Below are 16,252 nucleotides of genomic sequence, written 5' to 3'. Positions count from 1 at the left end.
TGACGTTTCTATATCTCGGGACTTTGCGGTTAATCGGTAGTTCAACTGAAATAGCTCAAATCCTGAAACATCGAAAATCAGAAATAGTCTTATCTTGTTCTTATGTGTGGCATTGCTGGTATTATAACCGATCAGAAAGAGCTGTTATCCGTTCAACACCTGAAGAAAATGACCGGGGCGCTCGCCCATCGCGGTCCCGACGGTGAAGCCAGCTGGATCAATGCCAACCATACTACCGGCTTTGGCCATCGCCGTTTATCTATTATCGACCTGGGGCCTGCCGGCGCACAACCCATGCATTATCTGAACCGGTACACGATCGTTCACAATGGAGAAGTTTACAATTACCCTGAAATAAGAAGTTGCTTACAGCAAAAAGGATATAAGTTTCAAAGCCAGTCTGACACGGAAGTGATATTGGCAGCTTATGATTGTTACAAGGCAAACTGCCTGCAATATTTCGATGGCATGTTTGCTTTTGCCATTTGGGATGAGCAGGAACAAAGCCTGTTTGCGGCCCGCGACCGTTTCGGAGAAAAACCATTTTATTATTATTTCGATGGCGACCAATTTATGTTTGCCAGTGAAATGAAAGCCCTTTGGGCGGCTGGTATTGAAAAGCAGATCAATGAAAAAATGCTTTTCAACTATTTCACCCTGGGGTATACGCAAAACCCGGCTAATGGCGAAGAGACCTTTTATATGGGTATTAATAAACTGCCTGCCCGTTCATATCTTCAATACCATCTACCCGGGCGCCATTTAAGCCGGTCGCTGTACTGGAACATTGACGTTGATTTCAGGAATGAATCAATGACCGACCAGCAGGCAATAACGCAGTTCAATGAATTGTTCTGCCTGTCGGTACAAAGAAGATTGCGGAGCGATGTTCCCATTGGCACCTCATTAAGCGGTGGCCTCGACAGTTCCTCGGTGCTCGCCGGCATTCAATCCATAGCGCCGGGGATATACAAAACATTCTCGGCCATATTTCCCGGATTCAAACATGACGAATCAGCCTGGATCAGAAAAGTAGCCGGCCATTACGGTGCAGAAAATTATACCGTTCAACCCAATGCCGACGGGGTGATCCATGATTTTGAAAAAATATGTTACCACCAGGAAGAGCCATTCCAATCGGCCAGCGTTGCGGCACAATACTATGTGTATGAATTGGCGCGCCAACAGCAGGTTCCCGTTTTACTCGACGGCCAGGGCGCCGATGAAATACTCGCGGGATATCATAAATATTATCACTGGTACTGGCAGCAATTGTTCAGGGAGAACAGGAAGAACCTTCAGCATGAATTGCGTTATGCCCGTGCGCGTGGCATAACCGCTCCCTGGGGCGTAAAAAATAAACTGGCAGCGGCCATGCCCGGGTATGCGGGCTGGTTCCTGCGACGCCAAAGGGCCCGCCAGCAGCAGCAGGCGCCCGATCTTGACCCGGCATTCATTAACGAGTACGGCGAATCGTATTACGATATTGCCCATTTTGACGATCTCAATAATATTCTTTATTACAACACCTTTGTTAACGGACTGGAAGAATTGTTACGGTATGCCGACAGAAATGCGATGGCTTTTGGCATAGAAGTGCGGCTGCCCTTTCTGCAACATGAGCTTGTACAGCACCTGTTTTCCTTACCGGCCAGTTTCAAGATCAGGGATGGTTATACCAAATGGTTGTTACGGAAAGGCATGGAAGAAAAACTGCCGGCCGGCCTCGCCTGGCGAACAGATAAGATAGGATTTGAACCACCCCAGCAGCAATGGATGCACGATGCCCGCTTGCAGGAATATATTATCGAAGCGAAGCGAAAGCTGTTTAAACAGGGGATCCTCAAAGAACAGGCCTTACATAAAAAAATTCAGCCGCTTGAGGCCCATGCGGCTGATAATTATGACTGGCGCTACCTTGTAGCCGGACAGTTACTGTGCTGAAATTTATAAAAACACCCCGGGAGCTTTGGCTTGTGTGACCGGGCCAGGCCCTCAGGGTGATTGAAAACCGTTTATACTTTTCTGTATTTTTCAGTTAACTGGCTGTTGCCGTCAACATCCACCTTCAGCGTATACCAATGCGTCTTATCTTCCAGCTTGATATAATAAGCGATTAAACCACCGTGTGTAACTTCAGTTACCCCAAACATTTTTTTGCGGGGATTTTCTTTATTGATCTTATTAAGGATATATAGTGGAAGCAATTGCGGATTGTAGTAACGAATGGAGCTGATCATATTCCCATCTTTGTCGTAGTTCACCTTTGCCCGAATGCCGCCGCTTACAAAGCTAACTGCATAATACTTGGGGAATTCTTCCCAGCGTACCTCCTGTACACCGGTAAAGGTTTCATTAAATGCTTTTAAAACTTTCTCGTTCGGATCAAAAGGATCGAATGCGAAGGCGCTTCCTGTAACCAGCGCGGCGAATACAATGGCTATCACTTTTTTCATGGCGTATACTTTTAAGCTTGATTGATGAACCAAAAGTATAGCGGATAAGAGGCGAAGTCAAGATAATTAGTACCGGCGGAGGCTTCATGACAAGAACTACGAACATTTTCGCACATTTGTATCAGGTACGCATTTAAAGCAGTCGCCGCAAATGCACGCCCATACAGCATTTGCAAAATGTTACAGGGAATTTCAACTTTCAGGTTAAGCTTCTGTTAAACTGGAAATAAGGAATGAACAAACGGATAAAAGCCGTACAACAGGCCGTGGAACGGCTTTTTTTGAGGAAGTACGGCGAAGCAGAGCTGGTTTTAATTCCGCATCTTTGCACCATATCAATGGCCATACATTAAAGCATTTACAGATCAGCTATATACTTCGGCCAAATAACAATAAAAAAACTACAGATGAAACCAGGAACAAAATGCATTCATGCCGGCGCTGAACCTGATCCATCAACCGGAGCTATAATGACCCCCATTTACCAGACTTCCACTTTTGTGCAAGCCGCACCCGGTAAGCATAAAGGGTTTGAATATGCCCGCTCCCAGAACCCTACGCGGTTCGCACTCGAAGAAGCCCTGGCTGTTATTGAAAATGGAAAATACGGGCTCGCCTTCAGCAGTGGCGTGGCAGCTACTGATGCCGTTCTGAAATTGTTACAGCCTGGTGACGAAGTTATTGCCGCCAACGATATGTATGGCGGTACTTACCGGCTTTTCACCAGGGTGTTCGAAAAATTCGGCATTCGCTTTCATTATATTAACATGCAGCAGGCTGAAAACATTCAATCATATGTAAATAAGAACACAAAACTTATCTGGACAGAAACGCCTACCAATCCACTGATCAATATTGTTGACATTGCAGCCGTAGCGGCGATTGCCAAAGCCAATAACATATTGTTGTGTGTCGACAATACCTTCGCTTCTCCTTATCTGCAAAATCCGCTTGACCTGGGTGCAGATATCGTTATGCACTCGGCTACCAAGTACCTGGGCGGCCACAGTGATGTTATCCAGGGCGCGCTGGTGATGAATGATCAGGCGCTCCGCGACCAGTTGTACTTCATTCAAAAAAGCTGCGGTGCCGTGCCCGGCCCCATGGATTGCTTCCTGGTATTACGTGGTATAAAAACACTGCATGTACGCATGCAAAGGCATTGTGAGAATGGTGAAAAAATAGCCCATTTCCTGCGCAATCATCCAAAAGTAGGACATGTTTACTGGTGTGGTTTCGATGATCATCCCGGGTATACCGTTGCCAAAAAACAAATGCGTGGATTTGGCGGCATGATCAGTTTTACATTACAGGACGACAGTGTTGAAACAGCCATGACTTTACTATCATCAACCAAAGTATTTTCCCTGGCTGAAAGCCTGGGCGGCGTGGAATCGCTGATCAATCATCCGGCTACCATGACCCACGCTTCTATACCCCGCGAAGAGCGATTAAAGAACGGATTGAGTGATTCGCTGATCCGGTTGAGCGTTGGCATCGAAGATGCAGAGGACCTTATAGATGATCTTAAAGCGGCTATAGGATAATCGCAGATTTTTCAATAATGAAATACAATGAAGCAGCCATCTTTGAAGGATTTTTTAAACCGCAAAACGGAGGAATATAATCAGCCTTCGTTCATTAAAGATGATCCTGTTTCCATACCACATCTATTTTCCCAAAAACCCGACATAGAGATCGCCGGTTTTTTTGCGGCCATCTTTGCCTGGGGTAACCGCACCATTATCATTAAAAAATCGCAGGAACTGATGCAGGCGATGGATATGGCGCCGCATCAGTTCGTTTTACAGCATCACGAGAACGACCTGAAAAAACTGCTGTCCTTCAAACACCGCACGTTCAACACCACGGATCTGCTATACTTCGTAGAATTCTTAAAGTTCCATTATTCCAAATATACCAGCCTCGAAACTGCATTTACGCGCGGCATGCAGAAAAACGATACCAGCATTGAAAACGGATTGGCGGGTTTCCACCATTACTTTTTTTCCCTGCAAGATGTACCTGCCCGCACCCGCAAACACATAGCAACGCCTGAAAAGAATTCAACGTGCAAGCGGCTGAATATGTTCTTACGCTGGATGGTGAGGCAGGACAATAGCGGTGTTGATTTCGGTATCTGGAAAACGATAAGGCCTGCGCAACTTATTTGCCCTATCGACTTACATGTGGCCCGGGTAGCGAAACGCTTTAACCTCTTGCCCAGAAAACAGATCGACTGGCAGGCAGCGCTTGAATTAACCAGCCACCTCCGTACACTCGACCCTGATGATCCCGTTAAATATGATTTTGCTTTATTCGGGCTCGGCGTGGTAGAGAAATTCTAACAAATCAAATGGGTCAAAAGGGGTCAAGAGAGCCAAATGGGTCAAAGGAGTCACAAGAGTCAAAAGAGTCAAAGGAGTCACATAAGACTAGCCATATGACTGCTTTGACTACTGACTAATTTGACTTATCTCGTATTAAACTTTCTCAGATTATAAATAAACGAAAGCAGGAAGTATTGCTGCAATACCTCCGTTTGCCGGTCTTCAATATATGTTTGGGTAATGCTGCGCGATACGCCTGCATTCTGCCGTAAAATATCATATACGGCCAGCCGTACAATAGCCTGCTGCTTTTTAAATAACTGGCAATTCACAGCAGCACTCCACATGGTAACGCTTTTGTTAAATCCAGGGGCGATCTGGCTGTTATAGCTGTATTGCAGGTTGTTTTCCAGGATCAGCCATTTTGGTTCATTCCAGAAGGCGCTTAAACCGAATGTTTTGGTATTGAACGAGGCAGCCTGCACGGATTCTGATGAATAGCTTGTTTTATTAAACCGGATATTAAAGGATGGCATTACGCTCAACTGTTGTTTATAAGTAAAATTCAGCCCGATTGACTGCGAGAAACTATAGGCATTGGAAGTGATGCTTACGCGGTTGACAAATGTATTATTCCGGTTAAAGTATCCATTGCTGCCCAGGTTCATTCGAAGCAGCATATCTCTTTTTTTGAGGGTGAGGCTGTATTGCAGGTTGCCCGACATACCCAAATTGCCATTTACATTCACCGGCTGGCTGTATTGTTTACCTACATCATCGAACCAGTTCTGATAAATGATCTGGTTTTGGGTCGTGTTGAGGCTTAAACCGGTAAACCAGTAATTATTTCCTTTTGATTCACGCACCTGCACATTTACGTTATGGTAAAAAGAGGGACGCAGATCGGGATTACCCAACTGTACATATAATGGGTTGCTGTTATCAGGTACCGGTTGCAATTGTTGTATAGAGGGCTGCTGGCTGCGGCCATTGTAGAAAATAGCCACGTTGCCGGTTTTGCTAAAGTTATACCCAATGTTTGCAGAGGGTGTGATGTTTATATACTGCTGTTGCAATAATTCGCCGCTGGTGATCGTGTAATTATCCTGCTTCATGAACTGGATCCCCGACCCGATGGATGCCCGGTACTCGTTTTTATTGAATGTAATACTCAGGTCAGGCGTATGCGTTTCATTGATGTTACGAAAGGCATTGGTAAAAGCCGTGTCTTCCAGGTCATATTTTCCGGTTACTGAATTGAACCGGTTGGTGTTCTTGTCTGAAAAACTATTGTTGCGTGCGTAATTATATCTGACTATAGCATTGATGTATTCGGTCAGCGGCTCGGCATAGGTAGCTGTAAATGTTACGCCTGTACCCTTGTTGGTCATATTGCTGCGTTGATTCACCACATCTATGCTATCGAGGATGCCATTTTTATAAAAATCGTTTTGTCCGATATTATCATCGACAGATACCTGATCGTTATAATTGTACGTTAAACCCAGTGTAAGCCCACGCCCCTGTTTCCTGAAACGATGACTTAGGAAAAACTCGGTGCTGATATTTTTTCCATCGCCGGTTGTGCTGAACGTGTTCTCACTGGTATTGATCAATTGGCTGCCCTTCCCCCTTGATGCCGCTACTTTGCTGTTCACGGCATCACTTGTGTTCGTGTTCACATACGAATTAATGTGAATTTCAGTCAGTGTATCGATGGTGTAACTGGCATTGAGAGAAAGCCGGTGATTGCCGTAATCATTTGTGCTGTTGTTATCGGCATTGTAGAAAAAAGTAGTATCCGGTAACCTGTTTTCCCTTTGTGTTTTTGAAATGTTATCGGTGTGACTGTTGTTATAAAAATAGCTGCCATTCAATTTGAGCTGCTGGCCAATACTTTCACTGAAGTTCAAACCACCCGAAGCGGCCCGGGTCAGGCCGCCCCCGCCCCCATCGAGGGTACTGCGGCTATTCGAAATATCAAAACCCTCCCCTGAAATACTGCCGCGGTTGGTATTGTTGGCATTGCCGATAAGACTGAATTGTTTGGCTCCATTAAAAAAGTTAACCATAGCCGAGCCCTCATACCTTTCATTGGTGCCATAACCCGCGCTCACCCTGCCAAACCAGCCTTTTTGCGCCTCTTTGCGCAACGTAAGATTTATCGCCAGGTCTTCGTTGCCATTGCTGGTCTTATTAAAGCGTGCCTCCCTGCTTTTATTATCTACTACCTGCAGTTTATCAATGATATCTTTAGGCAGGTTCTTGAGCGCGATTTTCGGATCACCACCAAAGAATTCCCTTCCATCTACCATGATTTTCGACACCTTCTTCCCATTGATGGTAACATTACCATCTTTATCTACATCAACGCCCGGCAATTGTTTTAACAGGTCTTCAACCATTGCATTCGGCATCGTCTTAAAGGAAGAAACATTGAACTCAAGCGTATCGGGTTTTACTGACACCGGCGGGCGTAAGGCTGTAACGGTAACCGCTTTTAATTCGTTAAATGCCTTTACCAGTAAGATGGTATCAAGCAGTAGCTCTTTCTTATCGGCAGTCAGCTTTATTAACCGGGAAAAAACATCGTATCCCCGGTGCGTAATGACGATGGTACAATGGGTATTTAATGGGATATTATTAACAGTAAATTCGCCCTTGCGGGTGGTTAAAGCATAATTAACTAATGAAGAATCTGAGCTAAGATAAACAGCTACTGAAGTGGATTCAAGCGAACGGCGGGTTAATGAATCTGTCACCGTACCTTTAACGGTACCATAACGCGTACGCTGTGCCTGAACACAGGTACTCAGAAACAGTAAGCATGCAATTATCCCAGCACTCCAACGCATATCCGGAGAATAAGGTTAAAATGTACAATGAAGTGAGGGTCTTTGTTACTGGAATTCACCATTCGCTCCTGGTGCATCCCTTTGTAAAAATAGTCATTTGGGGGCAGAAGAAATTAGCGGCCGGTAAATATTTATTCGGGTGACTTTCGCTGTAGTTGCACTGGATATTTTTTTAATATGCAATAAATTTATTTACATAATTATGCCATTATCTGAAGAAAATATTCCCTTTATACAGGATCAGTTGAGTGGCGATTTTAACCTTCCTCTCACAAATGATAAGCAGCAGCTTACCGATGCCCTGTCAGCAGCGGTAAACCAGTTGATACAAACTGATTTTGCACGGCTTATCAACATCTTGTACCGGATAGATATTTCAGAAAAAACCCTGAAAGAGACCCTTGAAAGACAGGCCGGTCAGGATGCGGGGCAGTTGATTGCCGGCCTTATCATAGAAAGGCAGCTGCAGAAATTAAAACTGCGGGCACAATTCAAACCGCCGGAGAATATTCCGGATGACGATAAATGGTGAATAATTCCTAAGTTCGCTACATGAACCTGATAGAGGTAGCCAATTCGAAGCAGGCACGTGCGTTTATTGACCTGCCAAAAAGACTATATAAAGACGATCCGAACTGGATTTGCCCATTGGACAGTGATGTGGAAGCCGTTTTTGACCCTTCCCATAATGTTTTTTTTTCGCATGGCATTTGTAACCGCTGGCTGCTGACCGATAAAAACGGTCAGGTGATTGGCAGGATAGCCGCCTTTATAAATTATGAAAAGGCACATAAGAACCCGCAGCCAACCGGCGGGGTAGGCTTTTTTGAGTGCATCCGCGACGAAAAAGCGGCTTTCCTGTTGCTCGATACAGCCAAATCCTGGCTGAAAAGCAAAGGCATGCAAGCAATGGACGGCCCTATTAATTTTGGGGAAAATGACAAATATTGGGGATTGCTGATCCATGGCTTTAAGCCCCCAAGCCTGGGGATGAACTATAACCCTTCCTACTACAAAGACTTTTTTGAAGCATACGGCTTTACAAAACTGTATGACCAGTTTACCAATTTTTTAGACGCCACCACTCCATTACCCGAACGCTTCACCCGCATTGCCGACTGGGTAATGAAGAAACCCGGCTACGAATTCCGGCATTTCCATAAATCACGGTTCGATCAATTTGCTGCCGATTTCAGGGAGATCTACAATGACGCCTGGAGCGACTTTGAGAACTTCACCCCCATTGAAATGGGCACCATAAAAGAATCTTTCCGGCAAATGAAGGCTATTATGGATGAGCGCATCATCTGGTTCGCCTATTATAAGAACGAGCCTATCGCCGTCGTACTTTGTTTACCCGATGTAAACCAGGTATTAAAACACGTGCATGGCAAACTGAACCTCTGGGGTAAACTAAAATTCTTCTGGTATTCGAAAACAAAAACCGTTGACCGGCTCCGGATCATTATCATGGGTTGCAAAAAAAGATTTCAGAACCATGGTATTGAATCGGCGCTTATCCGCTGTTTACAACTGGAGGTATTGCCCCGGAATACCATTACCGGCGTGGAGTTGGCCTGGGTGGGCGATTTCAACGACAAAATGATTGCCCTGCATGAAGCCACCGGCGCCAAACAGGACAAAATACACCGTACTTACAGGTATATATTCAGTTAACGGGCTGACCAGTTAACTGCTTATCCCGTTAACTGGTTAACTTTTAAACATGAGGTCCTTTACCTTCTCTTTATCTTCTTTTTCTTTTTTAAGATCGAACATGGTTCCAAAAACCCTGTCCCAGATCGTGGTGCTAACGCCATAGCCCTTATTCTCGTCTTTATAATGATGCAGGTGGTGGTTGCGCCATAGGGGTTTCATCCATTTAAAAGGCGGGTTCCAGGCATGAATGGCATAATGCATACTGCCGTATAATAAGTAGCCGAGAATAAAGCCGGGGAAGAACATAAATACATTGGTTCCCATAACCAGGTACATCAACGAAAATATAGCAGAAGCCATGATAATACTGGGAACCGGCGGCAGAAATAACCGTTGTTTGTCGCGCGGGTAATGATGGTGATTACCATGCATTGTGTACACAAACTTTTGCACCCGTGGATTTTCACTTACCCAATGGTACAGGAAACGGTGGGCAATATATTCAAAGAAGGTCCAAAAGAGCAGCGCTCCTATAAATGTAAGGGTAATACGTAAAGGAGAAAAACCATGATGGTCATGGCTGTAATAAAGCATGTAAATGATCACCGGTATGTACATACCCCAAATAACCAGGGGATGTGTTTTGGTGAGCATCTCAAGGTATTGGTTCTGAAACAATCTCGCTTGACCCTTATTGTGTATCTTCTCAAATTTCATAACCCGGTAGTTGATGGCAAAATTACATAGTTTCTTCAAAAATATTGTCCGTTGCCCCATTCTCTTTCAACAACCGGTAATGTTTACCCAGTGACACCCCTAGCGAATACTGCCGGTACGGCAGCTCGTATTTTTCCGCATATTTTTTTAACAATCCGGTTACTTCAGGATAATATATATGATTCACATTCGGGAAAAGATGATGCGCCACATGATAGTTGAAACAACCCATGAAAAACCGGATGAACCAGTTGTCATTGGAAATATCATTCGTGGTATATAACATATGCATCATCCAGTTATGGGGCAGGCTGTTTTTCTCATCGGGCAATGGAAACGCTGAACTGGTATTTGCGTGCGGACTTAACAGCACCATCAGTGAAAATACACTGGCGGTAAACAGCATGATCACAAAGCCGGCAATCACCTGTGTCCAGGGAACATGCAATACCAATTTAGGCAATACAATAAGATAAAACAGAAAAACTGCCTTGAATACAAACAGCTTTATATATTCAATAGTCGGTATACTGATCAATTTCCAGATGGTCTTTCGCTTATTAAAGAAGTCCTTAAAATCCCGTACCAGCAGCCAGTTAAACAGGTATAAGGGATACAGCAAAGGCAGGTAAATGTGCTGATACCGGTGAATATGCAAGGCATTGCCTGTGGGAAAGATCCGGGCCAGCTTACTTTGTTCAATATCTGTATCCCATCCATTCACATTAGGATAATTATGATGGAATCGGATATGCCGCTGACGCCATACATAACTGTTCGCGCCCATGAGATCGAACAGGTAAACGTACCACTGATTTAATTTCCTGCTGTTAAAGATGGTGCCATGCACTGCATCATGAATAATATTTAAAAATATCATGACCAGGATAACACCTAATAAGAAATACGCGGAGTAAAATACGGCGAGCTGCTTTCCAGCAACCAGGATACTTAAGTAGACAAAAAAATACAGGGCGGGGAACAAAACAGCTTTTAGCAAAATATTGCCCCGTCGTTTCGGTTCCAATTGCTGTACAAGATTACTCACATCCTGCCGCAATTGATGAAAGATGGCATCATCGCCACTTTTCGCATAGCGTGGTTTGGTTACCTTTTCCATTGGTAATCGCTTTTAGATCAAATCCTTTCTTGGTTAATTACTTGCCAGGGTACCGTTTAGTAGGAAAAGTTGGTGCACCGCTTATAACAACCTCTTTGCGCTAAAAAGGTTCAATGAAAAAGAAAAAATATTTCAGGGATAGATCATTTATTTAATAAATGAAGCAGGAACACGGGAAGATTGTAATATAAACCAGCATTACTTTATTAACTCATTGACAGTAGTCAACACATATCTCTTTTGACGCAGGTAATGGATCAATTGGGGCAACTGGTGATAAAATTTATCTGTACGTACAGGAGCTGTGCCTATATGCAGTAATAAAATAAAACCATTCAGGCCGGTAGCATTTCGCCGCTCATAGTTTATAATTGAATCTAATATCGAAGCGCTGCTGCGATAATTCTTCATATCAGGCGTTGTGTAATCGGCATTGCTGTAGGTACCAGGTGTAAAATTTACCAGTTGTATGCCCTGTTGCTTCGACCAGGCAGCTATAGAATCATTATACCACTCAAAAGGCGGCAAAAAGACGGATGCATCTTTCCGGTTAATGCCATAAGCCTGCATGGCAATATAATTTCGGTTCAGATCGCTGTTGAATTCTTCTTTCGTGACAAGTAAACTGTCACGCCGGCGCCAGTCGTTATACAGCAGGTGTTCATCGGAGTGAGGCCCCAGGTAATGCCCCTGTTTTTTCAACAAACCGATCACTTGTTTATGATCCGGGTTACGATAAAACCGCCCGGTAAAGAAAAACGAAGCTTTTATTCTTTGCTCTTGCAGCAATCGCGCAATATATTCGGCGCCATCACCATATTCATCGCCGGTAAAGACCAGCGCCAGTTTTTTTTTACCGGAATCGCCCCGGATAATCGCACCCTGCTCATAAGTGAACGGCTTTAGTGAAGCGCTTTTGGCGTTTTTCTGCCCACCGGCTTCTTTGGCAGCCAGCAAATAGATAAGCGAAGCCGTTCCATCCATGGTAGGTTCATTGGTCGAATAGTCTCCATAATCATCATGATATACAACCAGGTCGCTTTGAAAGGCAGCATATTCATCAGGTTCATTCAAAGTAATGCCTATAAGATTTTTATAAATATTTCCATAAACAGGTCCATCCACCAATCCGCCATCAATGGGATATTTACCCAAATGCGTGAAAGCAGAATGCGGATCCACGGGCGTATCGCCCCAGGCCGGCAAACCATAAACCATACTCGTTCCCCAGGGGTTACAGCCAAAGAGCCAGTCAAAATTAGCCTGCTCCAGTTCGCTGTAGAGGGCATCGCCGCTAAGCTGGCGGTACCAATAACATTGGATGGCAAAGGATGTTGTTAAATTGTTGCTGCACCAGATAAACGGAATTCCCCGATAAAATGCATTCTGTTTAGCTTTTCGCCAAACCAGTTCGATCCCCTGCTTATAATAGCCGGTTAACGCTGCTTTTTCTTGGCCGCCCAATTGCCTGGCCAGCTCATAATGGCCCACATTGATAAAGGGGTACCACTGGTAATGCCGGGCCGTATCTTTGCCCAGCCAGGGTGTAATGGTCTCCGCTTTGGCATATTTGTAAGCAGCCGATAGATGCTTTTTATTGGCAGCATTCATTGAATAGATAGAAGCGCCTGCCAGCTCCATGTCGTCTGTCCAGTTATCCTCCTCATAAAAATAAGGCGAACGCCCGGGTGCCGTTTGGCAAACGCCTGGCTTTGCCTGGCCCAGCGCCCAAGCCGAAAGCGCCCTGCTTTCTAAAAGCGTATCGCCGAAAAGCACAGCGCCCAAAGCAAACGCACTCGCAAATTTTCCGGCAGTAGATGCTACCCCGGTCGACCGGTTCTTATACTTGCCAAAACCCTGGGGCTGTCCTGTACAGAAATAGACCGGCCGTTCATACCCTCGGCCATAAAAACTGTCCTGCCGCGGTATACGCATGCCCTGGTGATCGCGGTCGTCGGCGATCTGGTTAAACAACCAGTCTTTCTGCGGATGCATTTTCAATAACCAGTTCAGGCCCCAGCGGGCTTCATCGAGCACATCGGCCTGCATATTTTTTCCCGGCAACCCGTTTGCCAGGTGGCCATCGCCAAATACCTGGGGGAAGTCGCGGCCGGCGGCCAGCAAATGCCAGGTGGCATTGGCCGAGGTAGTTACATATTGCAGGTAGTCAGAGGCGTCGTGCCAGCCACCGCTGGCATCAATACGGGTGCTATCTGGCATGGGCCCATACAAGGTATAGCCATCATGGGTATGACAACTATCTTTCAAAAAGGGATTATATCCACTGCGTTGCTGGCGCATATACCGCAAACAGAAATCAGCACTGCCTTTATACACATCGTTCCCGATGGTAAATTCCGGTGAAGAAGCACCGCCTGCCCTGATGACATACCGGCCAGGCCGGGAAAAAGCTGTGAAGTTCAGGCGGCAGGTCTGGCTAAAAGGGCCATAGGCGCCAAATGCCTTGCCGGCTTTTCCTGTAAACACTGTTTTCCCGCTGGCTACGTCAACAACGGTAAAATCAGTTATGGCGTTTTTTCCTTTACTGCACCACACGGCTACCTTCAGACTACCGGGTTGATAGCCCAACAAATTAATGCGCACCCAGCTGTTCTGCTCCGTTTGTGCTGCTGCGAAAAAACCAGTTAGTTGTAATAGTATAATTACCAGCGAAAGCGTGCTCTTCTTCACCATTATATTTTAATTACTGTAATCAAATTGAAAGGCGCTCAGGTCGGGCACATGTTTTCTTTTCCTGCCGAGCTCATACTGATAAATAATATTGCCAACTTCTTTAAAAAAAGGATAGCCGGTTTGTTCATATTCATATTTGTCGTCGTTCAACACCCCATCACTATTTACATAGATGTTGCCGCTCAGCATGAATTCGACCTTGTTCTTGAAGTCAACGATATAGGCAACGTCGGTGAGGAAGCCATAGGACCAGCCGGTTTTATTAAATACCCTTATGTAAGGCGGGATCTTGCTGCGCCATGCCTTGAACATAAAGAACTTGGTATAACTGTCGAAGAACTCGGTTGTGTCATAACGTGGATAATCGCTTTCAGAAGGTAATTGGCTCATATAACGGTGCAGGAACCTGTAATCATCGGGCTGTAACTGAAACCGCTTTTCCGCAGGTACTGCATCGGGGAATAAAGCTGCCTGCAATACCTGCTGCATATCTTCGAGTGGAAAATTATTATGGGTAGTAAAGTCAAAGGGTGCATTTATTAAACTGTCGTTCCTGTTATAGTGCGCCCGGCCAATGGCTATCTTCTTCTTAAAATTAAAGGGCACAGGGCTGAAGGCAGGCAACTGTGCATATAACACACTATCGCCCTGCACAAAACGAATCGGATTGGTATGCCGGTTCTCATCCTCGTTCATGGCCACAAACCGGCGGGTGATGCGCGTATCCCGGTAGCCCATCTGCCACAATCGTTCATTCAACCGTTGCTGGCCTACAAATTCATACAGGCGGTTATAGGCATCGTTATCGCTCACCAGGAAGATCTTTTTCACATAATGAGCTACAGATGGCAGGTAGTTGGCCGCACTGCTGTCATATCGCACTTTGGTTTGCCGGCGGTAAGCGCTGTCGGTGATCATGGTGGTGTATTTGTTCACCCCATAGCTGCTCAATGTATTTATCTTCTCCAGGGCTAATAAGGCGGTAGGCAGTTTAACCATGGAAGCCGGGTTAAAGTATTCGTTGCGGTTCACCCGGAAAAAGTAATTGGTAAAATGCGGCTTGTTCTTTTTATCGCGGTCAATCTTTGTATATATAAGCTGGTAATGGAAGGTGTCGGGTTGGTTCAGAATATCCTTTAAAAAGGGGGAGGCCTGCTGCCGGATCAACTGTTCAAGCCATTTATCCGTTTTGGCTTGTGCCCATCCAACACAAGCGACTGCCAACAATACCATTACTAACACCAATTGTTTCATGGGCAAAAGTTACAAACAAATGAAACCGGGCAATAATTTTTTATACCGCATATTCCTGCAAGGCTGGCCACTTTCCACTCGCCACTTGCCACTTGCCCTTTTTATCAACTTTTCTACTACATTGCATGCTCTAAAAATACTGCCACATGAAACTTGTTTCTTATCTCAGCGAAGGTCACGACCGTGTAGCCATACTGGTAGACGGGTTATTATACGATGCCGAAGTTTTACACCCCGATCTGCCTCAGAATATGAGTATGTTCCTTAGTTATTGGGATGATGCCTGTTCTATGGCGCTGGGCGGAGAAATGATGATCAGGGAAGGTAAAATTCCAAAAAGCAAAGGCTTTGCGTATGACAGCGCCACTATCCTGGCGCCGGTTCCTTTCCCAACATCCTGCCGCGATGGCTATGCTTTCAGGCAACACGTGGAGGCGGCCCGCCGTAACCGGAAAGCTCCTATGATCCCTGAATTTGATCAATACCCCATCTTCTATTTTACCAATCATCACAGCATTCAGGGACCGGGTAACATTCAATGTATGCCCGATCATTTTGAAAAGCTCGACTTTGAACTGGAAGTCGCCATTGTCGTTTGCAAACACGGCCGCAACATCAGGGCAGAGGAGGCTGATGATTACATTGGCGGATTAATGATCATGAACGATATGAGCGCCCGCCGCCTGCAAATGGAAGAAATGCTACTGAACCTCGGGCCCGCCAAAGGAAAAGATTTTTCTACCGTGATCGGTCCCTGGCTGGTAACTTTAGATGAATTGCAACAATATGAAGTGCCGGCCCCGGAAGGCCACACCGGTACGAACTATAACCTTCGGATGCAATGCCGTGTGAATGGCAAACAGGTGAGCGATGGTAATATGAAAGACATGAACTGGACCTTTGCCGAGATCATTGAGAGGGCGTCTTATGGCGTTGATCTCTATCCCGGCGATGTCATTGGCAGCGGCACTGTAGGTACCGGTTGTTTCCTGGAATTGAATGGAACCGGTAAACTGAACGATCCTGACTACCAGGAACAATGGCTGCAGGCCGGCGATGTGGTGGAAATGGAAATAGACGGGCTGGGCATACTCAGCAATACGATCGTTGCCGAAGAGGATGATTATTCTATTCTGGCGAGAAAGAAGGCCCTGTAAAATCCGGTAC

At 45.4% G+C, this 16,252-nt stretch carries 13 protein-coding genes; 7 read left to right on the top strand and 6 right to left on the bottom strand.

Translation table 11 applies throughout. From position 1 onward, the window contains the following. Window positions 1-102: 102 nt before the first annotated feature. Complete coding sequence (gene asnB, locus JT717_RS01330) at window positions 103-1,944, top strand: asparagine synthase (glutamine-hydrolyzing) (RefSeq protein WP_205508369.1); 1,842 nt, start codon at window positions 103-105, stop codon at window positions 1,942-1,944. Between the two features lie 71 nt (window positions 1,945-2,015). Here the strand turns inward: asnB and JT717_RS01325 are convergent, their stop codons facing one another. Continuing rightward, complete coding sequence (locus JT717_RS01325) at window positions 2,016-2,456, bottom strand: hypothetical protein (RefSeq protein WP_205508367.1); 441 nt, start codon at window positions 2,454-2,456, stop codon at window positions 2,016-2,018. 407 nt (window positions 2,457-2,863) lie between these two features. Between JT717_RS01325 and JT717_RS01320 the strand changes: the two genes are divergently transcribed. Together JT717_RS01320 and JT717_RS01315 are read left to right on the top strand one after the other, a co-directional pair. Further along, window positions 2,864-4,003 carry a cystathionine gamma-synthase gene (locus tag JT717_RS01320; RefSeq protein ID WP_205508365.1) on the top strand — a complete coding sequence of 380 codons (1,140 nt, stop codon included), beginning with the start codon at window positions 2,864-2,866 and terminating at the stop codon, window positions 4,001-4,003. A 27-nt stretch (window positions 4,004-4,030) separates the two neighbouring features. Further along, entirely contained in the window at window positions 4,031-4,804 is a 774-nt protein-coding gene (locus JT717_RS01315; protein WP_205508363.1) for a TIGR02757 family protein, read from the top strand. 125 nt (window positions 4,805-4,929) lie between these two features. Here the strand turns inward: JT717_RS01315 and JT717_RS01310 are convergent, their stop codons facing one another. Beyond that, window positions 4,930-7,548: an outer membrane beta-barrel protein gene (locus JT717_RS01310; RefSeq protein ID WP_205508361.1), complete on the bottom strand. Its 2,619-nt coding sequence runs from the start codon at window positions 7,546-7,548 to the stop codon at window positions 4,930-4,932. Window positions 7,549-7,613: 65 nt separating this feature from the next. On the opposite strand from JT717_RS01310, the gene JT717_RS01305 reads away from it, so the two are divergent. Genes JT717_RS01305 through JT717_RS01295 form a run of 3 tightly spaced genes read left to right on the top strand, consistent with a single transcriptional unit; the run spans window position 7,614 to window position 9,318 of the window. Further along, entirely contained in the window at window positions 7,614-7,784 is a 171-nt protein-coding gene (locus JT717_RS01305) for a hypothetical protein (protein ID WP_205508359.1), read from the top strand. 59 nt (window positions 7,785-7,843) lie between these two features. Next, window positions 7,844-8,173, top strand: a complete 330-nt coding sequence (locus JT717_RS01300) for a hypothetical protein (RefSeq protein WP_205508357.1) — start codon at window positions 7,844-7,846, stop codon at window positions 8,171-8,173. 20 nt (window positions 8,174-8,193) lie between these two features. Then, on the top strand, window positions 8,194-9,318 hold the full coding sequence (locus JT717_RS01295; protein WP_205508355.1) for a GNAT family N-acetyltransferase: 1,125 nt from the start codon (window positions 8,194-8,196) through the stop codon (window positions 9,316-9,318). A 36-nt stretch (window positions 9,319-9,354) separates the two neighbouring features. On the opposite strand, the gene JT717_RS01290 is transcribed toward JT717_RS01295, so the two are convergent. The 4 genes from JT717_RS01290 to JT717_RS01275 all read right to left on the bottom strand — a co-directional run bounded on the left by JT717_RS01290 (window position 9,355) and on the right by JT717_RS01275 (window position 15,085). Beyond that, window positions 9,355-9,954 (bottom strand): sterol desaturase family protein, encoded by a 600-nt coding sequence (locus tag JT717_RS01290; RefSeq protein ID WP_240347767.1) that lies wholly within the window; start codon window positions 9,952-9,954, stop codon window positions 9,355-9,357. A gap of 85 nt (window positions 9,955-10,039) precedes the next feature. Continuing rightward, window positions 10,040-11,137 (bottom strand): fatty acid desaturase family protein, encoded by a 1,098-nt coding sequence (locus tag JT717_RS01285; protein ID WP_205508351.1) that lies wholly within the window; start codon window positions 11,135-11,137, stop codon window positions 10,040-10,042. Window positions 11,138-11,335: 198 nt separating this feature from the next. Next, window positions 11,336-13,831, bottom strand: coding sequence for a bifunctional glycoside hydrolase family 9 protein/polysaccharide deacetylase (locus JT717_RS01280; RefSeq protein WP_205508349.1), 2,496 nt, complete (start codon window positions 13,829-13,831; stop codon window positions 11,336-11,338). A 6-nt stretch (window positions 13,832-13,837) separates the two neighbouring features. After that, on the bottom strand, window positions 13,838-15,085 hold the full coding sequence (locus JT717_RS01275) for a serine hydrolase (RefSeq protein WP_205508347.1): 1,248 nt from the start codon (window positions 15,083-15,085) through the stop codon (window positions 13,838-13,840). Window positions 15,086-15,231: 146 nt separating this feature from the next. Between JT717_RS01275 and JT717_RS01270 the strand changes: the two genes are divergently transcribed. Next, window positions 15,232-16,242, top strand: a complete 1,011-nt coding sequence (locus tag JT717_RS01270) for a fumarylacetoacetate hydrolase family protein (protein WP_205508345.1) — start codon at window positions 15,232-15,234, stop codon at window positions 16,240-16,242. The last annotated feature ends 10 nt before the right edge of the window (window positions 16,243-16,252 follow it).

It is taken from the genome of Longitalea arenae, from assembly GCF_016924755.1.
Taxonomy (GTDB): Bacteria; Bacteroidota; Bacteroidia; order Chitinophagales; family Chitinophagaceae; genus Niastella; species Niastella arenae.
Note: the sequence above shows the minus strand (reverse complement) of the source record. Positions and strands in the feature narration are given on the sequence as shown.